The organism is Lysobacter sp. GCM10012299 (assembly GCF_042649405.1).
Classification (GTDB): domain Bacteria; phylum Pseudomonadota; class Gammaproteobacteria; order Xanthomonadales; family Xanthomonadaceae; genus Lysobacter_J.
In genome coordinates this window covers 102455-121799 of record NZ_JBHRZC010000002.1, presented here as the reverse complement: position 1 = coordinate 121799, position 19345 = coordinate 102455, and the positions used below count along the sequence as shown (strand labels likewise).

18 protein-coding genes are annotated in these 19345 nt (G+C 68.8%); 7 read left to right on the top strand and 11 right to left on the bottom strand.

Translation table 11 applies throughout. The features are described from left to right. The first annotated feature begins 85 nt into the window (after positions 1-85). From ACFOPO_RS04905 to ACFOPO_RS04895, 3 genes are all read left to right on the top strand, one after another. Positions 86-4438 carry a transporter substrate-binding domain-containing protein gene (locus ACFOPO_RS04905; RefSeq protein WP_386701508.1) on the top strand — a complete coding sequence of 1451 codons (4353 nt, stop codon included), beginning with the start codon at positions 86-88 and terminating at the stop codon, positions 4436-4438. A gap of 201 nt (positions 4439-4639) precedes the next feature. Then, positions 4640-5254: a diffusible signal factor-reguated Ax21 faimly protein gene (locus ACFOPO_RS04900; RefSeq protein ID WP_386701506.1), complete on the top strand. Its 615-nt coding sequence runs from the start codon at positions 4640-4642 to the stop codon at positions 5252-5254. 178 nt (positions 5255-5432) lie between these two features. After that, positions 5433-6068: an outer membrane beta-barrel protein gene (locus ACFOPO_RS04895; protein WP_386701504.1), complete on the top strand. Its 636-nt coding sequence runs from the start codon at positions 5433-5435 to the stop codon at positions 6066-6068. Between the two features lie 85 nt (positions 6069-6153). Here ACFOPO_RS04895 and ACFOPO_RS04890 read toward each other — a convergent pair whose 3' ends face one another. The 5 genes from ACFOPO_RS04890 to ACFOPO_RS04870 form a co-directional block, all read right to left on the bottom strand. Then, entirely contained in the window at positions 6154-7182 is a 1029-nt protein-coding gene (locus tag ACFOPO_RS04890) for an NAD(P)H-dependent glycerol-3-phosphate dehydrogenase (protein ID WP_386701502.1), read from the bottom strand. A gap of 13 nt (positions 7183-7195) precedes the next feature. Then, positions 7196-7717, bottom strand: coding sequence for a protein-export chaperone SecB (secB, locus tag ACFOPO_RS04885; RefSeq protein ID WP_386701500.1), 522 nt, complete (start codon positions 7715-7717; stop codon positions 7196-7198). A gap of 206 nt (positions 7718-7923) precedes the next feature. Continuing rightward, complete coding sequence (locus tag ACFOPO_RS04880; RefSeq protein ID WP_386701498.1) at positions 7924-8361, bottom strand: rhodanese-like domain-containing protein; 438 nt, start codon at positions 8359-8361, stop codon at positions 7924-7926. A 100-nt stretch (positions 8362-8461) separates the two neighbouring features. After that, positions 8462-8890, bottom strand: coding sequence for a hypothetical protein (locus tag ACFOPO_RS04875; protein WP_386701496.1), 429 nt, complete (start codon positions 8888-8890; stop codon positions 8462-8464). A gap of 67 nt (positions 8891-8957) precedes the next feature. Further along, complete coding sequence (locus tag ACFOPO_RS04870; RefSeq protein WP_386701494.1) at positions 8958-9476, bottom strand: YiiD C-terminal domain-containing protein; 519 nt, start codon at positions 9474-9476, stop codon at positions 8958-8960. An 83-nt stretch (positions 9477-9559) separates the two neighbouring features. On the opposite strand from ACFOPO_RS04870, the gene ACFOPO_RS04865 reads away from it, so the two are divergent. The 3 genes from ACFOPO_RS04865 to ACFOPO_RS04855 are packed head-to-tail and all read left to right on the top strand — an operon-like array spanning position 9560 to position 12643. Beyond that, positions 9560-10324 (top strand): uroporphyrinogen-III synthase, encoded by a 765-nt coding sequence (locus ACFOPO_RS04865; RefSeq protein WP_386701492.1) that lies wholly within the window; start codon positions 9560-9562, stop codon positions 10322-10324. A gap of 51 nt (positions 10325-10375) precedes the next feature. Beyond that, positions 10376-11368 carry a uroporphyrinogen-III C-methyltransferase gene (locus tag ACFOPO_RS04860; protein ID WP_386701490.1) on the top strand — a complete coding sequence of 331 codons (993 nt, stop codon included), beginning with the start codon at positions 10376-10378 and terminating at the stop codon, positions 11366-11368. Positions 11369-11392: 24 nt separating this feature from the next. Further along, complete coding sequence (locus ACFOPO_RS04855) at positions 11393-12643, top strand: heme biosynthesis protein HemY (protein ID WP_386701488.1); 1251 nt, start codon at positions 11393-11395, stop codon at positions 12641-12643. 46 nt (positions 12644-12689) lie between these two features. Here the strand turns inward: ACFOPO_RS04855 and ACFOPO_RS04850 are convergent, their stop codons facing one another. Continuing rightward, complete coding sequence (locus ACFOPO_RS04850; RefSeq protein ID WP_386701485.1) at positions 12690-13967, bottom strand: acetyl-CoA C-acetyltransferase; 1278 nt, start codon at positions 13965-13967, stop codon at positions 12690-12692. A 106-nt stretch (positions 13968-14073) separates the two neighbouring features. On the opposite strand from ACFOPO_RS04850, the gene ACFOPO_RS04845 reads away from it, so the two are divergent. Further along, positions 14074-14991, top strand: a complete 918-nt coding sequence (locus ACFOPO_RS04845; protein WP_386701483.1) for a hypothetical protein — start codon at positions 14074-14076, stop codon at positions 14989-14991. A 4-nt stretch (positions 14992-14995) separates the two neighbouring features. On the opposite strand, the gene ACFOPO_RS04840 is transcribed toward ACFOPO_RS04845, so the two are convergent. The 5 genes from ACFOPO_RS04840 to ACFOPO_RS04820 form a co-directional block, all read right to left on the bottom strand. Beyond that, positions 14996-15496 (bottom strand): GNAT family N-acetyltransferase, encoded by a 501-nt coding sequence (locus tag ACFOPO_RS04840; protein ID WP_386701481.1) that lies wholly within the window; start codon positions 15494-15496, stop codon positions 14996-14998. Positions 15497-15503: 7 nt separating this feature from the next. Next, positions 15504-16070: a superoxide dismutase family protein gene (locus tag ACFOPO_RS04835; protein ID WP_386701478.1), complete on the bottom strand. Its 567-nt coding sequence runs from the start codon at positions 16068-16070 to the stop codon at positions 15504-15506. Positions 16071-16221: 151 nt separating this feature from the next. Next, on the bottom strand, positions 16222-17625 hold the full coding sequence (gene ntrC, locus ACFOPO_RS04830) for a nitrogen regulation protein NR(I) (RefSeq protein ID WP_386701476.1): 1404 nt from the start codon (positions 17623-17625) through the stop codon (positions 16222-16224). Next, positions 17622-18698 (bottom strand): nitrogen regulation protein NR(II), encoded by a 1077-nt coding sequence (locus ACFOPO_RS04825; RefSeq protein WP_386701474.1) that lies wholly within the window; start codon positions 18696-18698, stop codon positions 17622-17624. The genes ntrC and ACFOPO_RS04825 overlap by 4 nt, the downstream gene beginning before the upstream one ends. A 44-nt stretch (positions 18699-18742) precedes the next feature. Continuing rightward, complete coding sequence (locus ACFOPO_RS04820) at positions 18743-19300, bottom strand: DUF3228 family protein (protein WP_386701472.1); 558 nt, start codon at positions 19298-19300, stop codon at positions 18743-18745. Positions 19301-19345: the final 45 nt, after the last annotated feature.

Here is a 19345-nt window from a genome sequence, read left to right as displayed (position 1 = left end):
TCGCGATTGAGAAGATTCTGATGGAGGCGCGGATACGCGCTCACTAGCGTGGTTCCTTCAGGGGCCCCATTCAGTGCGATCGGTCATGCCATCCCGACTTGGAACCCCGCGCGCGGTGGGCGCGACGCTGCTCACCGCGCTCATCGCACTGTTCGGCGTTGCGCTGGGTGTTGCCGCGCAGGAAGTTGGCGCGCAGGAGACTGGCGCGCAGGAGGGCGGCATTGCGAAGCTCGATGCAGAGGAAACGCAGTGGCGCAGGGACCACCCCGTCGTGCGGGTGGGCGTGTTTGCAGGTGACCACCTGCCGGCTGAAACCTGGGTCGCCGGCCACCCGGAAGGGTTGGGGCCTGATTACGCGCGTCTGCTCGCGGCAAAAGTCGGATTGCGTCTTTCGTTCGATCCGTTCACCGACTGGGAGACGATTTCCTGGCCGGCCGCTTCGCAGACGCCGCGCTACGACCTGCTGCTGGGCCAACCGGACACGCCCGCGCGGCGCGGTCACTTCGAGTTCCTTCGCCCGTACCTGAAGGGCTACACCATGCTGGTGGCGCGTCGCGGCGACACGCGCATCCGCGGCGAAGGCGACCTGGCGCGTGCGCGGATCGTGGTGGAGCGGCGCTACCTTGAGTCGGCCGGCCTGGTGGTGAAGCGTTTTCCGGAGGCGATCATCCTGTATGCGCAGGATGGCCGGGAGGCCTTGCGCATGGTCGCCGATGGCGAAGCCGATGCCTACATCGGCCATACCGAGTACCGCACCCGTACGCTGCTGCATCAGCGCACGGTCGATGACCTGGTGCTGCTCGGCGCCGTGGAGATGCCGCCGCTGCAGCTCAGCCTTGCGATGCCGAAACGCGAAACGATGCTGATCCGCCTGTTGCGCAAGGCCGAGGCCGCGGTCAAGCCGGAAGAACTGCGAAGCCTGCAGGAACGTTGGGGCGTGGACATGTTGCCATCCGCACCCGCGCCGGACGGCGTCCTGAGCCATCGCGAGCGTCGCGTTCTCGAAGGGCTGCCGGTGCTGCGACTGGGCTACGAAACCAATCGCCCACCGTACTCGTTCGTCAACGTCGATGGCGAGTTCGACGGAATGGCCGCCGACTACGTCAAGGTGTTGCGCAAGGCGCTTGGGTTGCGGCTCGATCTGGTGCCCGCCAAGGACTGGACCGACCTGCAGCGAATGGTCCATGCCGGCGAGATCGACATGGTCGCCGCCGCAATGGCCGACGACTTCCGTGGCGATGACCTGTTGTTCAGCAGGCCCTATGAGCGTTTCCCGGAAGTGATCGTCGCGCGTGTGCACGGCCCCACCGTGGCCGGCCCGGAAGACCTTCGCGGACGGCGCGTGGCCGCGCGTGGCGAAGCGGGACTGCTGGCGCGCCTGAAGATCGTCCTCGACCAGAGCAAGCTGGTGCCGGTAGGCAGCAACGAGGAAGGACTGGCCCTGGTCGCCGACGGCAAGGCCGACGCGTTCGTTGGCACGTTCCCGGCGATCGATGCATTGATTCGCGACCGCTATGCGGCGCGCCTGCAGATGGTCGGGCCGACCGGCCTCGACCACGAACTGGCATTTGGCGTGCGCCGTACGCATGCGGAACTGCTGCCGCTGGTCAACAACGCCTTGGCCGGAATCAACGAGCAGGAAAAGCAGGCGGTCCGCGCGCGCTGGCTGAGCAACGAGTACAGCGTCGGTGTGCCGTGGGGCTGGGTGCTCGGCATTGTCCTGGGCGGTTTCGTCATCTTCGGATTGATGACCATCGCCCAGTTGAGCATGCGCCGCCAGGTGCGCGCACGCACCGCTGCCGAACGCAAGCTGGCTGACCAGTTGCAGTTCCAGGAGCGATTGCTCAACAACATCCACTATCCGGTGTTCGTCAAGGACACACAGGGCCGTTACCTGGCGGTCAATCTCGCCTACACGCTGCGGTACGGCGTGGAGGAGAACGACCTGGTCGGGCGCACGCTGCTGGAAACACGGCACCTTCCGCAGATCGAGATCGAGGCCATCCACGATTTCGAGATGTCGGTGTTCACCACCGGCCAGCAGTTGAGCAAGGAGCTGCGCACCGAGGCGCCCGACGGCAGCGAGCGCCACGAGTTGCTGTTCATCCAGATGTTCGAACTGGGCAATGGCGAGCCTGCCGGGCTCCTGGGTACCGCGGTCGACATCACCGAGATCCGTGTCGCCGAGGCGCGGGCGCGCGCATCGGAACTGCGCCTGGCGCAGATCGCGCGCACCCTGCCCTCGGCGGTGTTCGAGCTGCGGGTGTGGCCCGATGGCCGGCGTGAGTTCACCTACGCCGACGGCGACACGCTGTCGACCATCGGCATCACGCCCGAGGAGATGATGGCCGACGAGTCGCTGGCGTTCTCGCACGTCTACGTGGACGACCGCCAGCTGGTCGCCGACAACGTCGCCGCCGCGGCCGCCGCGATGCAGCCGATGGCGCAGTTCGACGTGCGCCTGCATTCAGTGCAGGGTCTGCGCTGGGTGCGCACCGCGGGCGGTCCGCCGCGGCATGGCCCGGACGGATCGGTGGACTGGAGCGGCTACTGGATCGATGTCACCGACAGCCACGAGCAGGCGCAGGCGCTGGCCCGGGCCAATGCCGAGGCCAAGGCCGCGGTGGCGGCGAAGGCGGCGTTCCTGGCGATGATGAGCCACGAGATCCGCACGCCCATGGCGGGCGTGCTGGGGCTGGTGGAGCTGCTGGCGAAGACCGACACCGATCGGGAGCAGGCGCAGATGCTGGCGATGGCGCAGGACTCGGCGCGCACGCTGTTGCAGCTGCTGGATGACATCCTGGATTTCTCGCGCATCGACTCCGGCAGGCTTGAGCTGGAGAAGGCGCCTTTCGATCTGCGTTCGCTGGTCGATGGCGTGATTGGCCTGTTCTCCGCCAAGGCACACGAAAAGGGGTTGCGGCTTTACTGCGTGCTCGACTGGCGCCTCGCGGCCGAGTTTGCCGGCGACGCGGTGCGCGTGCGCCAGATCATCACCAACCTGCTCAGCAACGCGGTCAAGTTCACCGATCACGGGCAGGTCGAGCTGCGGATCGAGCTCATCGAGGAACAATCGGTGGACGGCGTGGACCTGCAGAAGCTCTCCATCACCGTGATCGATACCGGCATCGGTATTTCCGGCGAGCAGTTCCTGCGTTTGTTCAGGCCGTTCACCCAGGCCGAATCTTCGACGACCCGTCGCTTTGGTGGCTCCGGCCTGGGCCTGATCATCTGCCAGCGCCTGGCTGGCCTGATGGGCGGGGCCGTGCAACTGGAAAGCACTCCGGGCGTGGGAACTCGCGCCACGTTCGACCTGGGCCTGCCGGTGGTGGCAAAACTGCAGCCCGTGCCTGAGTTCGCTGGGAAGCCGGCCGTGTTGTGCACGCAGGATGCGATGTTCGCCCTGGAGTTGGCCAATGCACTGTCGTCGATGGGCTTCAGCGTCATCGAGATCGAGCCTGCCGACCTGCCGACGCTGGACCGCGATCATGCCGAGCTGTTGCTCGTCGACCGCCAGCTGATGGAAGCGGGACAGCGTCCGCCGCGCGGACGCTGCCTGTTGCTGGACAACGACGCCCATCATCGGCACCCGTCAGGGCGTGACCCCGCGGCAGACCCGGTCGTGCACGGCAACCCGTTGCTCTGGCGATCGCTGCGCGATGCCTGCCGCACGATGTTCGAGCAGGAGGCTGAAGCCGAACCCGAGCGCTGTGCGCAAGCTCATGTGCCGCAGGCCGCGCGGATCCTCGTGGCCGAGGACCATCCGGTCAACCGGGCCGTGATCTCCCGGCAGTTGAACCACCTGGGCTTCGAGTGCGTATTGACCGGCGACGGCGAGCAGGCGCTGGCGGCGCTCGCGGGCGGCGGCTTCGATCTGCTGATTACCGATTGCGACATGCCAAGGATGGACGGCTACACGCTGGTCCGGCGAATCCGCGCCGACGAAGCCGGCAAGGCGCAACGGCTGCCGGTCATTGCGCTGTCAGCCAGCGCGCTGCCCGCGGACGTGCAACGGTGCACCGACGCCGGCATGGACGGCTTCCTGGCCAAGCCGATGACGCTGCAGGAGCTCGATACGATGCTGACCCGTCATCTGCTCGACGGGTCGGATCCGGCGCCAGCCGCTGCACCGACGCTGGCCGATCCGATGACGTTCCTGACTGAATCGCTCGGTAGCGCCGTCGATGCACGGCGCCTGCTGCACGAACTTCTCACGACCTGTCGTGACGACATGCGCGCGTTCGATGTCGCACTGGCATCCGGGGATATCACGATGCAGCACAAGTTGCTGCACAGGATGAGGGGCGCACTGGCGTTGCTGCGCGACATTCCTCCTGCAAACAGTGATGAGCACATGGCCATGGCGCCGGCACGCCAGCGCGATGAATTGCTGTCCCGACTCGACAGGCTCGACAGCCTGCTGCGCGTTTCGAGCTGAAGCTCCACCGGCGGTGCGCGGTGCGCGAGACCCGACAACCCCGCTGCGCAGTTAGTTCCTGCACGGTCAAGTTTAGTATTCAGGTTAAATTTCGGTTACGTCAGGATACTGTCGCCACCGGTTCCGAAATCGTTTCCCCCGAATGACTCTGCTGTTTTGAGTGCGGTGCCGGACCCAAAACCATAACGAGGCTGAGACCTTATGAAGCGTTCCCTGCTTGCCGCCCTGACCCTGCTCGCCGCCGCTCCGCTCGCCGCTTCGGCTGCCGAAGGCGTGTCGTACAACTACGTCGAGGCCGGCTACGCCGCCACGTCGGCTGACAACAACGGCCTGGATGCCGATGGCTGGGCCATCAACGGTTCCGCCGCCATCGCGCCGAACTTCCACATCTATGGCGGCTACAGCGGCCAGAAGACCGACGACTTCAACACCGCGCTCGGCCGCGTCGATGGCATCGACGTCGACCAGTGGAATGTCGGCGTCGGCTACAACCACGAACTCAACTCGCAGGTCGACCTGCTGACCCGCGTCGGCTACCAGAAGGCTGAAACCGATGGTTACTCGGTCGGTGGCCTGAACTTCGGCGCAAACGATGCCGACGGCTGGAACGTCGAAGCCGGCGTGCGCGCCGCGCTGACGCCGAACATCGAAGGCTACGCACTGGCCGGTTACGAAGACTACGAACGCGTCGATGGCGAGTTCTACGGCCGTGTCGGCGCGCAGGTGAAGTTCAACCAGACCTGGGGCGTCAACGGTGAAGTGAAGTTCGTCGACGGCTACACCTCGTACTTCGTCGGTCCGCGCATGAGCTTCTAAGCGTCACCGAGCAAGTTTCGTCGCGATAGCTCTCTCTCCCCCACATCGCGATCTGGAAGCCCGGCCGTCACAGCCGGGCTTCTTTTTTGTGCGCTGCGACTTGTTACGAATTCGTGAAGATTGGCCATAATGCGGCAACCCCGCATGCAGCGGGCCAGCTTTCAAAAAAGGGAACACCATGAAGAAGCAACTCATCCTGGCGCTCGCGCTCGCCGCGGCTCCGTTCGCCGCCAGCGCCGACGGCCACAGCTACACCTATGTCGAAGGCGGCTATGCCCAGCTCAACCAGGAGCTGCCGCAGGTCGAGGGTTTCCACATCGACGACGTCGGTGCCGGTGGTTTCTTCGTCGGTGGCTCGGCCGAACTGGGCGACACGTTCCATCTGTTCGGCAGCTACCGCAAGGGCGACGACGATGTCGGCGTGTCGGCACCGCTGGTCGGCCACCTCGGCGACGCCGGCATCGACATGAGCCAGGGCATCGTCGGCCTGGGTTACCACCACGGCCTGTCGCAGCGCACCGACCTGCTCGCCGAAGTGAGCTACCTCAGCACCGAGATCGACGTCGAGGACGACGGCGAAGGCAGCATGGACGGCGACGACTTCCGCGTTGCGGTCGGCGTGCGTCATCTCATCGCCGACAACGTCGACATCTGGGCCAAGGGCAACTTCACCAACGGCGACGTCTACGACAGCGCCTTCAGCGCCACGCTGGGCCTGCAGTACCACCTGACGCCGATGTGGGGCATCGTCGGCGAAGCCGAGCTGGGCTCGGAGTTCTCGCAGGTCACCGTGGGCATGCGCGCGAGCTTCTGAGCCCGTCGCGACAATCGCACAAACAAGAAACCCGGCTCAGGCCGGGTTTTTTTGTTTCATGCTTGTTTAGTGCAATCGCGTGCGATCAGCCGAACAGGTCGCGCGGGTACTCGGGCTTCTGTTCGCGCGAGAGCAGCAGGCGCAGGCCTTCGGCGGGCGTGATCTCGCCGTGCAACACCGCCTGCACGGCGCTGGAGATCGGCAGTTCCACGCCATGGCGCTCGGCCTGGCGCATGACTTCGTCGGCGGTCTGCACCGACTCGACCACCTGGCCGATTTCGCGCACGGCATCGGCGATCGACTGGCCACGACCGAGAGCAAGACCCAGACGGCGGTTGCGCGACAGGTCGCCGGTGCAGGTGAGCACCAGGTCGCCCAGGCCCGCCAGGCCCATCAGGGTTTCGGCCTTGCCGCCGATGGCGTGGTTCAGGCGCAGCATTTCGTTGAGGCCGCGCGTGATCAGTCCGGCACGTGCGTTGAGGCCGAGCTGCATGCCGTCGGCGACACCGGTCGCCACGGCGAGCACGTTCTTCATTGCGCCGCCGAGCTCGGCACCGAGCATGTCGTTGCCGGTGTAGGCGCGGAAGGCCGGGCCATGCAGCGCGTCGGCGACTTCCTGCGAGAAGGCAGGATGGCTGCCGTGCACGGTCAGTGCGGTCGGCAAGCCCTGTGCGACTTCCTTGGCGAACGACGGGCCGGTCACCACCGCCAGCGGCACGTCGGCGCCGAGCACTTCCTCGGCGACTTCGTGCAGGAAGCGGCCGCTGCCGGGTTCGAAGCCCTTGGTCGCCCAGGCCACGCCGGCGTGCGCCGGGCGGTGCGGTGCGAGCTTGCGCAGCGTTTCGGCGAAGGCGTGCGACGGCACCACCACCAGCACCAGGTCGGCACCCTTCAGGGACTCGGCGAGGTCGGTGGTCGCGCGCAGCGATTCGGGCAGGGTGATGCCCGGCAGGTAGCGCGGGTTCTCGTGGGCGCCATCGATGGCCGCGACGCCGTCGGCGTCACGACCCCACAGCACGGTCGGATGACCGTGCCGTGCGATCAGGGCCGCAAGGGCGGTGCCCCAGGAGCCCGCTCCCAGAACCGCGACGGTGGGCAGTGCGTTCGCCTCCATGCCGCGGTCGCGATCAGGCGTTGCCGGCGGTCTCGGCGTCGGCCAGGCCGGCCTCGCCACCCTGCTGGGCGGCGCGCTGGCGCAGGCCTTCGGCGTACAGCGCTTCGAAGTTGATCGGCTGCAGGTAGAACGGCGGGAAACCACCGGTCTGGATGAGCTCGCTGATCAGCTGGCGCGCGTACGGGTACAGCACGTTCGGGCAATGGGTGCCGAGCATGCCGTCGAGGGTCTGGGCGTCGAAACCGGCCAGGCCGAACACGCCGGCCTGCTTCACTTCGGCCACGTACATGGTCTTGTCGCCGGCGTTGCAGGTCAGGGTGATGCCGAGGACGACTTCAAACGCGTTCTCGTTGAGGCGCTGCACGCTCTGGTTGAGGTTCATCTGCAGCTGCGGCTGGGCCTGCTCGTTGAACACGGCCGGTGCACCGGGGACCTCGAAGGAGACGTCCTTGGCGTAGATCTTCTCGACGGTGAATGCCGGGCCGGTGTTGGCTTCGGCAGTCGCTGCGCCGCCGTTGACGTTTTCTTCGGACATCTCGTAACTCCAAGCAATTGATGCGGAAAGTGGTCGATTATGGCACGCACCCTCGGTGCGGCCGGCTGTTCAGATTGCGCGAGGTGAAGTGTCTGCGGCAAGCCGACATCGCCTTCCCCATTCAATCCCCAAGAGGTGTGTTTGGGGCGCCGGGACGGCTATCAAGCCCGCCCCGTGAAACTTGTTTCACAGCGCCCGAAAGTGGCTCAGGCGCGGCCCTTCACCAGCGGCAGGTCGGCCTGCTGCCACGCGGCGATGCCACCGTCGAGCCAGAAAACCTGGGTGAAACCGGCCTTTTTCAGGCGCTTGGCGGCATCGGCCGAGCCCTGTCCGGTGCGGCACACCACCACGACCGGAAGGTCCTTGGCGTTGGCCAGCAGCTTGTTTTCCGGATCGAACTGGCTGGGCTGCACCGACTTGCTGCCGGCGATGTGGCCCTTCTCGAAGTCGTTGCTTGCCGACAGGTCGATGACCAGCGCGTTCTCGCGGTTGATCAGGCCGGTCAGCTCGGCCGGGCGCAGGGCCTTGTAGCCGCGGAACAGGCGGGCGATCTCGGTGTAGATGATCGCGATCGTCAGGCCGACCAGCGCCAGCGACAGATAGGGGTGGCGCTCGGCGAAGGCCAGCAGTTCTTGGAAGGTCACGGCATCACGGCAGCTGAAACGGGGGCGGGATTGTCTCCCAGTGCCGGCGGCGGCGCAAAATTCGCCGCCCGGGCGGTGCTGCGTGGCGCTGCGCTCGCGCCTACTGGCCTTCCCAGAGGTCCGGCAGGCCGCCGGTGGTCCACCAGGTCTTGGCTTCTTCGTCCCAGCGCCATTGTTCGCGGAAGCGGACGGTGCGCTCGGCCTGGGTGTGGCGGTTGACTACCCCTATCTCGATCTCGCGGATGGCCACGCCCGCCTTCCAGTCGACGCTGCTGCCCTTGTCGCGGTAGGCGGTGATCTGGACCTGCTCGTAGCGGGCCAGTTCGAGGTCGCTGACCGGGTGCTCGGCCAGGTAGGCCGGGTCGACCAGGGTCAGTGCGGCGTCGAAATCGCCCCAGCGGATCGCACCGGCCCAGGCGTACTGGTTGCGGTCGAGCGTGTCGGTCTTGCGGCTGGCCGCGGCGCTGCCAGCGACCGCCAGCAGGCCCAACAGCAAGGCCAGGCTCATCAGTTGGGTCAGACGACGCATTGAGACGGTTCCCCCGGTATCCGACGCCATCCTAAGGGCAAACCGTGGCGATCGGCCGCGGTTGCCGTCACGCCCGCGGGGGTTGCTTCAGGATCGCGACATAGCGGGCGGTGAACTCGGTGGCGACGCCGCCGTCGGGCAACATCGCCCGCGCCACCAGGCTGGTGCGGGCGCGGCCGCGCTCGCGCAGGGTGGCGATGAAGCTGGGCCAGTTCGAATCGGCGGCCAGTTCGGCCTGCACATCCAGGTCGGCAAACAGCGGGGCCAGGTAGCGGATCTGGCTGTCGGCGACGAACACCTCGGCCTCCAGGCCGGCGGCCTCGACGTGCAGCGACACCACGCCCCAGGACGCGAGCGTCATCATCGAGGCCAGGCTGCCACCGAAGGCGCAGCCCTTGTCGTTGACGTGGCGCGACAGCGGGGCGTGCAGGCACAGGCGCTGGCCGTCGTAGGACGCAACGCTCACGTCCATCGCCGCCACCGGCGGCATCGACTGGTAGTGGTGCAGCAGGCGCTCCAGGGCGGCGGCGTGTTCGTAGTCCTGTTCTGGAGCGACGTGGTTGGGGGCGAGCGTGTTCGGGTTCATCCGGCGTGCGTGGGAGCGGTGGGGGATGCGGGCGGGGCGGCTATGCTGATGGCATGCCAGCCCCTGCGCCGCCCGGATGGTACGTGATCTCGCTGCGTCCGCGTGGCGAGCATGCGGCGTTGCGCCGTGCCGCCGCGCGCGTGGGGGCCGGGCTCATCACACTTTCGCCGTGGCAACTGCAGTTGCGCGACGACGACGCGACGCGCGAGGCATTGCGCGATGCCACGCAGACCGCGCGCGTGGTGGTCACCAGCCCGACCGCGGTGCGCGCGGCGCGTTCGCTGCTGGCGCTGCATGCCCGGCCGGGGCAGCAATGGTTCGCGGTCGGTGCAGGCACCGCAGCGGCATTGCGCCGCGCCGGCGTGGCGGAAGTCGCGGCGCCATCGCGGATGGACAGCGAAGGCCTGCTGGCATTGCCGGGATTGCAGGACCTCGCCGGGACAGAGCTGGGTTTCATCAGCGCCCCGGGCGGTCGTGGCGTGCTGGTACCGGCGCTGCAGGCCCGCGGGGCACGGGTCGTGCGCGCCGATGTCTACGATCGTGTCGCGATCACGCCGACAACGCGTGCCGTGAATCAACTGCTCGCACTGGTCGCGCCCAGCGTGATCGCGCTGTCGAGTGGCGAAGCACTTGAGACGGTTCTCGCTGCATTGCCTGCGCCGGCCCGTGCACGGCTGCTGCAATCGTCTGTTGTTGCCGCCAGTGAGCGGCTGGCGGATATGGCACGGCAGGTGGGCTTCACCACAGTCGCGGTGGCCCGCAGCGCGCGTCCGCAGGACCTCATGGCGGCAGCGTCGGCCCACGCGCCGGCAGCTGCGAAAATGGCGCGCCCGGACAACCGTCCGTGACGCGTATCGCATCCGGTAGCATGGCGCCGTCCCTTACGACCTGACCCTGCCGTGTCCGCCACGCCTGAAGCCAACCCTGCGCCCGTATCCGCCACACCGTCGTCGCGCCGCTCGCGCGGCTGGCTGTGGCTGGTGCTGCTGCTGATCGTCGCCGGCGCGGGTGGCTATGGCTGGATGCAGTGGCAGGCGAAGCTCGAGCGCGACCGTGAGCAGGCCAGCGATGCCGGGCAACGGCTGGATGCACTCGATGGCCGCATCGATTCGATCCGCCGCGACCAGCGCGCGCAGGTGCAGCGACTGCAACAGGCCGATGCGACCAACCGCGTGCTGCGCGACGAACTGCTTGGCATTGGCCAGCGTGCGGCGCTGCTCGAGGACACGGTGTCCAAGCTGGCCGACCCCGATCGCCATGGCGAGCAGGCACTGCGGCTGGACGAGACCGAACTGCTGCTCAGCCTCGGCCAGCAGCGCCTGCTGATCGCAGGCGACCTCGATGGCGCGCGACGCGCATACGCGCTGGCCGGCCACGTGCTCGACGGTGTCGACGATCCGGCCTACCTGAGCCTGCGCCAGACGCTGCAACAGGAACGCGCCGGCCTGGACGCGCTCGGCATCGAACCGCGCGTGCAGGCGATGGCCGAGCTCGATGCGCTGGCGCAGACGGCGATGATCGCCCCGATTGAAACTTCCACGCAGGCGCAACCCGAAGCGCCGTGGTGGCGTCGCGCATTCTCGACCCTGATCGACGTGCACCCCAGCGACCGCATGGTCGCGGTGCAGGCCTCCGACCGCGTCGCCGCGATGGCCGGCCTGCAACTGGAAATCTCGCTCGCACGTGCCGCGGCCGAGCGTCGCGACCAGCCCGGCTTCCGCGCCGCGTTGCAGCGCGCCGACGGCTGGCTGACGCGCCTGTGGCCGGAATCGCCATCGCTGCAGCAGCAGCGTTCGCGCATGCGTGCACTGGCCCAGCGACCGCTTTCACTGTCGCTTCCGACCCTCGGCAGCACACTGCAGCAGCTGCGCCAGATGCGCGCGGCGGACTGACGACCGCCAAGGAGCCACGCGTCCATGAACATCTTCCGCAACCTGCTGTTCTGGATCGTGCTGGCACTGGCAGGCGCGCTGGTGGCGCAGGTATTGCTGCAGGATCCGGGCTACGTGCTGGTGCGTTACGGCGGCAACGACTACACCACCAACGTGCCCAAGGGCGCGGCCTTGCTGTTGCTGCTCGCGGCCGGCCTGTGGCTACTGTGGAAATTGCTGAGCCTGCCGTTTGCGGCGATGCGCCGGCACCGCAAGCGCCAGGCACGGGCGCAACTGATCGACGGATTGTCCGCGCTCGACCAGGGCCAGTGGGCCCGAGCCGAGAAGCTGCTCGACCAGGCCTCCGCGCAGGCGGACGTGCAAGCGTTGGCGCTTGCCGGTGCCGCGCGTGCCGCAGCGGCGCGTGGCGACGATGCGTCGGCGCAGCGCCACCTGGCCGCGCTCGACGCCGGGCACGCCACTGCACGCGCCATCGCCGGCGCCGAACTCGCACTGGAGCGGGGCCGTCCCGCCGATGCGCTGGCGGCACTGGATGCCGCGGGTGCCGCTCCGCTTCCGCCGCGGGGACTGGCCTTGCGCGCGCAGGCGCTGGTCGCGCTTGGCCGCAGCGGCGAGGCCTACGGGTTGCTGGGTGCGTTGCGCCAGCAGCAGGTATGGCCGGCCGATCGTTTGTCATTGCTCGAAGCACAGTGGGGCGCGGCTTCGCTGCGCGAAGCCGGCGATGCCAACGTCCTGGCCGACCGCTGGGAAGCGTTGCCCAAGCCGCTGCGCAGCGATCCGGCGGCCGTTGCCGCCTACGCCGAACGCGCCGCGGCGCTGCGCTGGGACGAGGCCGCGGCCAAGAGCATCGAACAGGCGCTCGACGCGCGCTGGGACGAATCACTGGCAGGCTTGTACGGGCGACTGTCGATCGGTCGCCTCGATGCCCGCCGCGCCAATGCCGATCGTTGGCTGCAGGCGCATCCGGCCAGCCCGGCGCTGCTGTTGACGCTGGCCCGCCTTGCGCGCGCACAGGGGCAGTGGCCACAGGCGGAGACGTACCTGCATCGCGCGCTGGCACAGGGTGCCAACAGCGAAGCCTGGGAAGAGCTCGGCCATGGCTTCAGCCAGGCCGGCGACGAGAAGCTCGCGCGCCTGTGCTATGCCAATGCCTTGAATGCCGCGCGCGGCGCGGCGACGCAGGAACTGCCCGGGCGCGACCTGCGCCAGAAGATCTTCGACCAGGCCGTGGTCGAGGAGCGCAACGAGCACGGCGTGCCGCGACTGCGCGGCTGAAGCATCGACGCCGCGACTTGCGCGGCTTACGCGGTCGGAACCGTGCTCAGCGCTCGAGGATCGCCACCACGCCCATGCCGCCGGCGGTGCAGATCGACACCAGGCATCGGCCGCCGCCGCGCTGCTTCAGTTCCTTCGCGGCGGTGGCAACGATGCGCGCACCGGTCGCGGCAAACGGATGGCCCGCGGCGAGCGAGGAACCGTTCGGGTTGATCTTCGCCACGTCGATGCGGCCCATCGGCGCGTCCAGGCCGAGGCGGCTGCGGCAGTACTCCTCGCTCTCCCACGCGCGCAGCGTGCACAGCACCTGCGCGGCGAAGGCTTCGTGGATCTCGTAGAAGTCGAAGTCCTGCAGGGTCAGGTCATTGCGCTTGAGCATCTCCGGCACGGCCACGGTCGGCGCCATCAGCAGGCCCTCGCCGTGGACGAAGTCGACTGCGGCGACGTGCGCATCACGCAGGTAGCACAGCACTTCGTGGCCGTGCGAGCGCGCCCAGTCCTCGGAGGCCAGCAGGCACGCGGAGGCGCCATCGGTCAGCGGCGTGGAGTTGGCGGCGGTCAGCGTGCCGCGGCCGGAGGTCTTGTCGAAGGCCGGCTTGAGCGAGGCCAGCTTTTCCAGGGTGCTGTCGGGACGCAGGATGTTGTCGCGCGAGACGCCGCGGAAACTCACCACCAGATCGTCGAAGAAGCCGCGCTCGTAGGCGGCGGCGAGCTTCTGGTGCGACGACAGCGCCCACTCGTCCTGCGAATCGCGCGAGATGTTCCATTGCTTGGCCATGTCCTCGCAGTGGTCGCCCATCGACTTGCCGGTGCGCGGCTCGGCCACGCCCGGGAACTCCGGCTTGAGCTCGCGGAAGTGGAAACCCTTGAACGCGGCCAGCTTGTCGCGTGGCGTCTTGGCGCGCGCGGCTTCGAGCAGGCGACGGCGCAGCTTCTGGCCGTAGACGATCGGCACGTCGGACGTGGTGTCGGAACCGCCGCCGATGCCGACCTCGATCTGCCCGGCGGCGATCTTGTTGCCGATGTGCACGATCGAATCGAGCGAGGTGCCGCAGGCGCGCTGCAGGGTGATGCCAGGCGTCAGCGGAGACAGGCCCGAGGACAGCGCGGCCTCGCGGCCGAGGTTCCAGTCGCTGGAGTGCTTGATCACCGCCCCCATCGCCACTTCGCCCAGCTGCTGCCCGTGCAGGCCGTACTTCTCGACCAGGGCGCCGAGGGTTCGGACCGACATGCCCAGGTTGCCAACGTCCGCATAGGCCGTGTTCTGGCGGCAGAACGGGATTCGGACGCCACCGAGCACGGCAACGGGACGGGCAGGACGCATCGTTACACCTCACGCTGAAGGGGGACACCCGGGCCTTAACGGCGCCGCGGGCATAATGTCCGCAGTGTAGCGCCGCCTTCGCGTGCGACCAAACGCCACCGTATCCATGAGTCTTGCCGACCCCGCCGCCGCTGCCCCCACCACCACCCTGCACGTGCTCGGCGCATTGGCGCTGGAGCTGCGGGGAGACGCCCCGGTCTCGCGCCAGACCCTGGCGCAGACCGAGGTTGGCGCACTGGCCGAGCTGGTCGCGCACGACCTGGCGGGCTTCGCACCCGAGGCGGCGGCGCTGGAGCTGGTGACCGTCGGCGCCCATTACGACCCGGTCGAGTTGCTGCGGCCGGGCTGGCCCCTGCACCAGGAACTGGACCAGCTGGCCGCGCGGGCGCCGCGTTCGGCCGCCCAGCCCGGCGGCCGGATCATCGCCTTCGGCGCGCACGAGGCGCAGCTGCCGGGTGCGTTGACGCCGTCACCGGACTTCGCCGGCGGACCGCTGCGGCTGGTGCCGTTCGTGCTCGGCGGCGATGCCGGCATCGCCACCCGGGTCGGCGACGCCTTCGAGCGCGAGTTGCTGGAGCGCGGCATGGCCGGCGCGGCCACCGCGCTGGCAGCGCAGGAAGCCTTCGGCCTGCAGGTCGAGCACGCGCGTTACCTCACCGTGCACGATCTGGCCGCGATGATGGCGATGCAGTACGACCACGCCGGCCTGGGTCCGCTATGGCCGCTGCTGGAAACCGCGTTGCTGCAACCGGAAGGCGAGCACTGGCTGGATGCGCCGCCGGAACCGCTGGTGCACTACGCCAACGGCGAGGCCCGCATCGCGCTGTTCGAACCGCGTGCCTGGAAGGCGCGCTATGCCACCGAAGCACCCTGCGAGACGCCCGAGTGCCGCGCCAAGCTCGAGCGGCTGCATGCGCACTTCCAGTCGCGCCAGCGCCAGATCGCCGCGGTGCTGGGCGCACACGGCGTGCCGGTCAACTTCGTGCATTGCACGGGCGAGCAGGCGCGCGAAGCGCTGGATTGAGCGACTAGAACTCCGTTTCGAAGATCGCGTAACCCGCGTCGACCATGCCCAGGGACTGGTACGTGCGCTGCGCGTTGGCGTTGTCGCGTTCCACATACAGGCGCAGGCCGACCACGCCGGGCGTGTTGCGAGCAAGCGTCTCGACGTGCCGGTACAGGGCCGCGAACACGCCCTGGCGGCGATGCGCCGGAGCCACGTAGACGCTCTGGATCCACCACCAGTCGCCGTTGCGCCAGTCGCTCCACTCGCGCGTGAGCATCAGCGTGCCGGCGGCGCTGGCGATGGTCTCGCGACCGGCGACGGTGGCTTCGCGCACGGCGACGAAGTAGCGCGCCCTGGCGGGATCGGCGATGGCCGCTTCGACGCCGGCCGTCACCGTGGCCGCGTCGAGTTGCTTGTGTTCGGTTTCATACGCCATCGCCAGCGCCCACTGCGCGAGCAGGTCGCGGTCGTGGGCGGTGGCCGCCCGGATGCGCAGCGGCGCCAGCACGGGATGGTCGGACACGTGGGCGTTATTGCGTGACGGTGATGACGCCGCAGGCCATGCGGCCGCCGGCGTTGCCGGTGGGCTGGGTCTTGTAGTCGTCGGCACTGGCGTGGACGATCACCGCCTTGCCGGCAACGTCGTTCGCGGCGCCGCCGCCGAGGGTGACGCCGGCGGCATGCACGTCGACCTTGGCCACGCCTTCGCCGTCGGCGACGATGTTGTTCATGTCACCGCCATGGTGCGCGCCGCTGTCGACCTTGCCGTGCGGCGATGCTGACGGATTGAAGTGACCGCCGGCGCTGCTGGCGTCGGCGGCGCTGCAGTCGCCCTTCTCGTGGATGTGGATGGCGTGCGTGCTGTTGGGCGCGAAGCCGCCGATCTCGCCGGTGATGTGCACGCCATCGCGCATGGGCACCACGCTGAGCTTGCCGCTGACCAGGCTGGCCGAGGCCGAGGCGAGGTTGACCGTCGCCGCTTTCGCGGTCGACACCGCGGTCGGCGTGGCAGGTGCCTTGGTCTTCGGCGCGGAACTGCAGGCGGTCACGGCCACCACCACGGTGGCGGCGAGCAGGGTGTTCAGCGTGGTGTTCATCGACTTCTCCATGTTTTTAAAGCCGTATTCAAAGCCGGATCGCACGCAGACTAGGCGCGTGCCGGTGGTCCGGCGGTGAAAGTCCGGCGGTGAAAATGAAGCTTCCCGCATTAACGGCGGCGATTCCCGGCCGCCTCGTTGCAGCATCGGCTCAGGTTCGGCGCCGTCCGGGGCCAAGCTTTCGCGTCAGCGTGTTGCGGCCCAGGCCCAGGCGCGCGGCCGCTTCGGTGCGGCGGCCGCCGGTGTGCTCCAGCGCAGCCTCGAACAGGGCGCGCTCGAAACGCTCGCGTGCCTGTGCGTGGATGTCGTCGCTGCCGAGCGCCAGCTGCGCGCGCGCCCATGCCGCGAGCTGCGTGTCCCAATCATCGTCCGCCGGGTTGCCACTGTCCTTGCCCGGCGTGGCGGCAAGCGCTTCGTCGAGGTCGGCACGCGCGATGGTCTCGCCCGGCGCGAGCGCGGCCAGGCGCCAGCACAGGTTCTCCAGCTGGCGCACGTTGCCGGGCCAGTCGTAGCCGAGCATGCGCTCCAGCGCCGGCTTGGCCAGGCGCTTGGCCGGCGCATCGAATCGCGCCGCGGCCGAGGCCAGGAAGCGTTCGGCCAGGCGCGGAATGTCGTCGCGGCGCTCGCGCAGTGGCGGCAGGTGCAGCCGCACGACGTCGAGGCGATGCAGCAGGTCGGCGCGGAAGCGGCCATCGGCGACCAGCGCTTCCAGATCCTGGTGGGTGGCGGCGATCACGCGCACGTCGACGCGGATCAGCTCGCGACCGCCGACGCGGAAGAACTCGCCCTCGGCCAGCACGCGCAGGAGCCGCGTCTGCAGCGGCAGCGGCATGTCGCCGATCTCGTCGAGGAACAGCGTGCCGCGATGCGCCTGTTCGAAGCGGCCGGTGTGGCGGCGCTGGGCACCGGTGAAGGCGCCGGCTTCGTGGCCGAACAGTTCGCTTTCCAGCAGTTCCGACGGAATCGCGGCGGTGTTGAGGGCGACGAAGGGGTGCTCGGCGCGTGGCGACTCGCGGTGCAGCGCGCGCGCCACCAGCTCCTTGCCGGTGCCGGTCTCGCCGGTGATCAGCACCGACAGCGGCGCCTGCGCGAGGCGGCCGATCGCGCGGAACAGCGTGCGCATCGCCGGCGTGTCGCCGATCAGCGCGTCGTCCTTGGGCAACTCGGCCTGCGTTGGCGCGGCACTCTCGCCCACCGCGGCAAGCGTGCGCGCGGCCAGCGCCACGGCTTCATCCAAGTCGAAGGGCTTGGACAGGAATTCATGCGCGCCGCCGCGGAACGCACCGGCGGTGCTGGCGACGTCGGTGTAGGCGCTCATCACGATGACCGGCAGCTGCGGCGCCTGCGCCTTGAGGCGTTCGAGCAGCACCAGTCCATCGTCGCCGGGCATGCGCACGTCGGTGAACAACAGGTCGGGGGCACCGCGTTCGGCCAGCGCGGCCAGGGCATCGGCGGTGTTCTCGAAGCCGTCGACCTTGTAGCCACCCTCGCGCAGCGCAGTGGCCAGCACGAAGCGCACGCCGCGGTCGTCGTCGACCACCCAGATCCTCTTCACGTGCCTTCCTCTTCCTCGATCTGCAGCGGCAACAGCAGGGTGAACACGGTGTGGCCCGGGCGCGAGCGATAGGCCAGCGAGCCGCGGTGCTCGCGCGCGACCTGCTGCGCCAGCGCCAGTCCCAGGCCGCTGCCTTCGGCGCGACCGGACACCAGCGGCAGGAACAACTGCTCGGCCAGTTCCTCGGGAACGCCGCGGCCGTCGTCGACGATCTCCAGCCGCATCGCGATCGGATGCACGGCATCGCCGATACGCACCGCGTGCTCGGCGCGCGTGCGCAGGGTGATGTTGGCGGCACCGGCTTCGATCGCGTTGCGCACCAGGTTCCATACCGCCTGCACGAGGCGGTCGGCGTCGCCGCCGAATTCGGGCAGGCTGGGGTCGTAGTCGCGGACCAGGCGCACGGCCCAGCCGGCGTCGCTTTCGGCCAGGCGCAGCACGCGCTCGAGCACGGCGTGGATGTTGAGCGGCGCGTGCGGACGCGGCGGCGCCGGCGTGAGCAGCTGGTCCACCAGGGCGGTCAGGCGCTCGACTTCGCTGCCGACCAGGGCCACCAGCTCGCCGGCGTCGCCATTGCTGTTTCCGGTGTCGGCATCGATGCGCCGCGCCAGCAACTGCGCCGCGCCCTTCAGGCCGGCGAGCGGATTGCGCAGTTCGTGGGCCAGGCCCTTGAGCGAGGCCGACAGCGCCGACGGCAGCAGCAAGGCCGGGTCGTCGCCGGGAAACTCGTCGACCGGATGCGCCTCGAGCAGCCAGCCGCCGTCTTCGCGCCGGCTGAGCCAGACATCGGCGAAGCACTCGTCACCGTCGGCGAAGCGCAGCCGGCTGCGGCGCAGGCGCAGGGGTGCGTCGGCGGCCGCGTCGAGGCGGCGCATGGCGTTGGCCAGGTGACCGTCGCCCCCATCCAGCCCCGCCAGCGGCCAGGCCACCAGCCGGCGGGCGCTGACCCCGAGCCAGCGCGAGAAGGCGGCATTGCAGCCGACGATCGCGCCGTCCTCGTCGCTCCACGCCAGCGGCGTGGTCAGGCCGTCGAGGTCAGGCCGGTCGAAATCGCTGGGGGCGGTCGCGGACATTGCACCATGTTAGTGCAAGCGGGCGAGGACGGGTTTGCCCGCCTTCAGCCGCGCCAGTTCGCATGCGTGCGCCAGAACTCGACGCTGCGCATATAGGCCTCGCGGTCGAGCGGCACGCCGGAGCCGCCTTCTTCCACGCCGAGCGCGTTTCGCATCATGGTGATGGGGGCCATGGGCGTCTCGACCGGCTCGGCGGTGTACATGCAACCCACCACGCCGTAATCGGCCGTGGTGTGCGTGCCCTCCTTCGCCAGTTGCTCGCGGCTGTAGAGGATGACGATCAGGTAATCGGCGACCGGCGGGTCGATGCCCTCGAACCAGCGCACCAGCACCGGCAGCTCGCCGCGCGTGCGTTCTTCGTAGCCCGATCGCAGCAGGTGGCGGTTGTCGTCGGTGATCGGCACGGCCAGGCAGCGCGTCGATGTCCAGTTGCGGTGCACGTGCAGCTTGCAGAACGGCGCGTAGCCGTCGAGCACCATCACTGGCGGCGTTTCGTTGAGGTGCCGCTCGAACTGCGCGGGCGTGCAGTCCTGGATGGTGTTGCGCCGTGGCTCGCGCGGGAACAGGCGGGTGCGGGCGAAGTCGGTGAGGACGATGGACATGCGCGGCAGTGAAGTCGGGGTGGCCGGCATTATCGGCTGGGAACC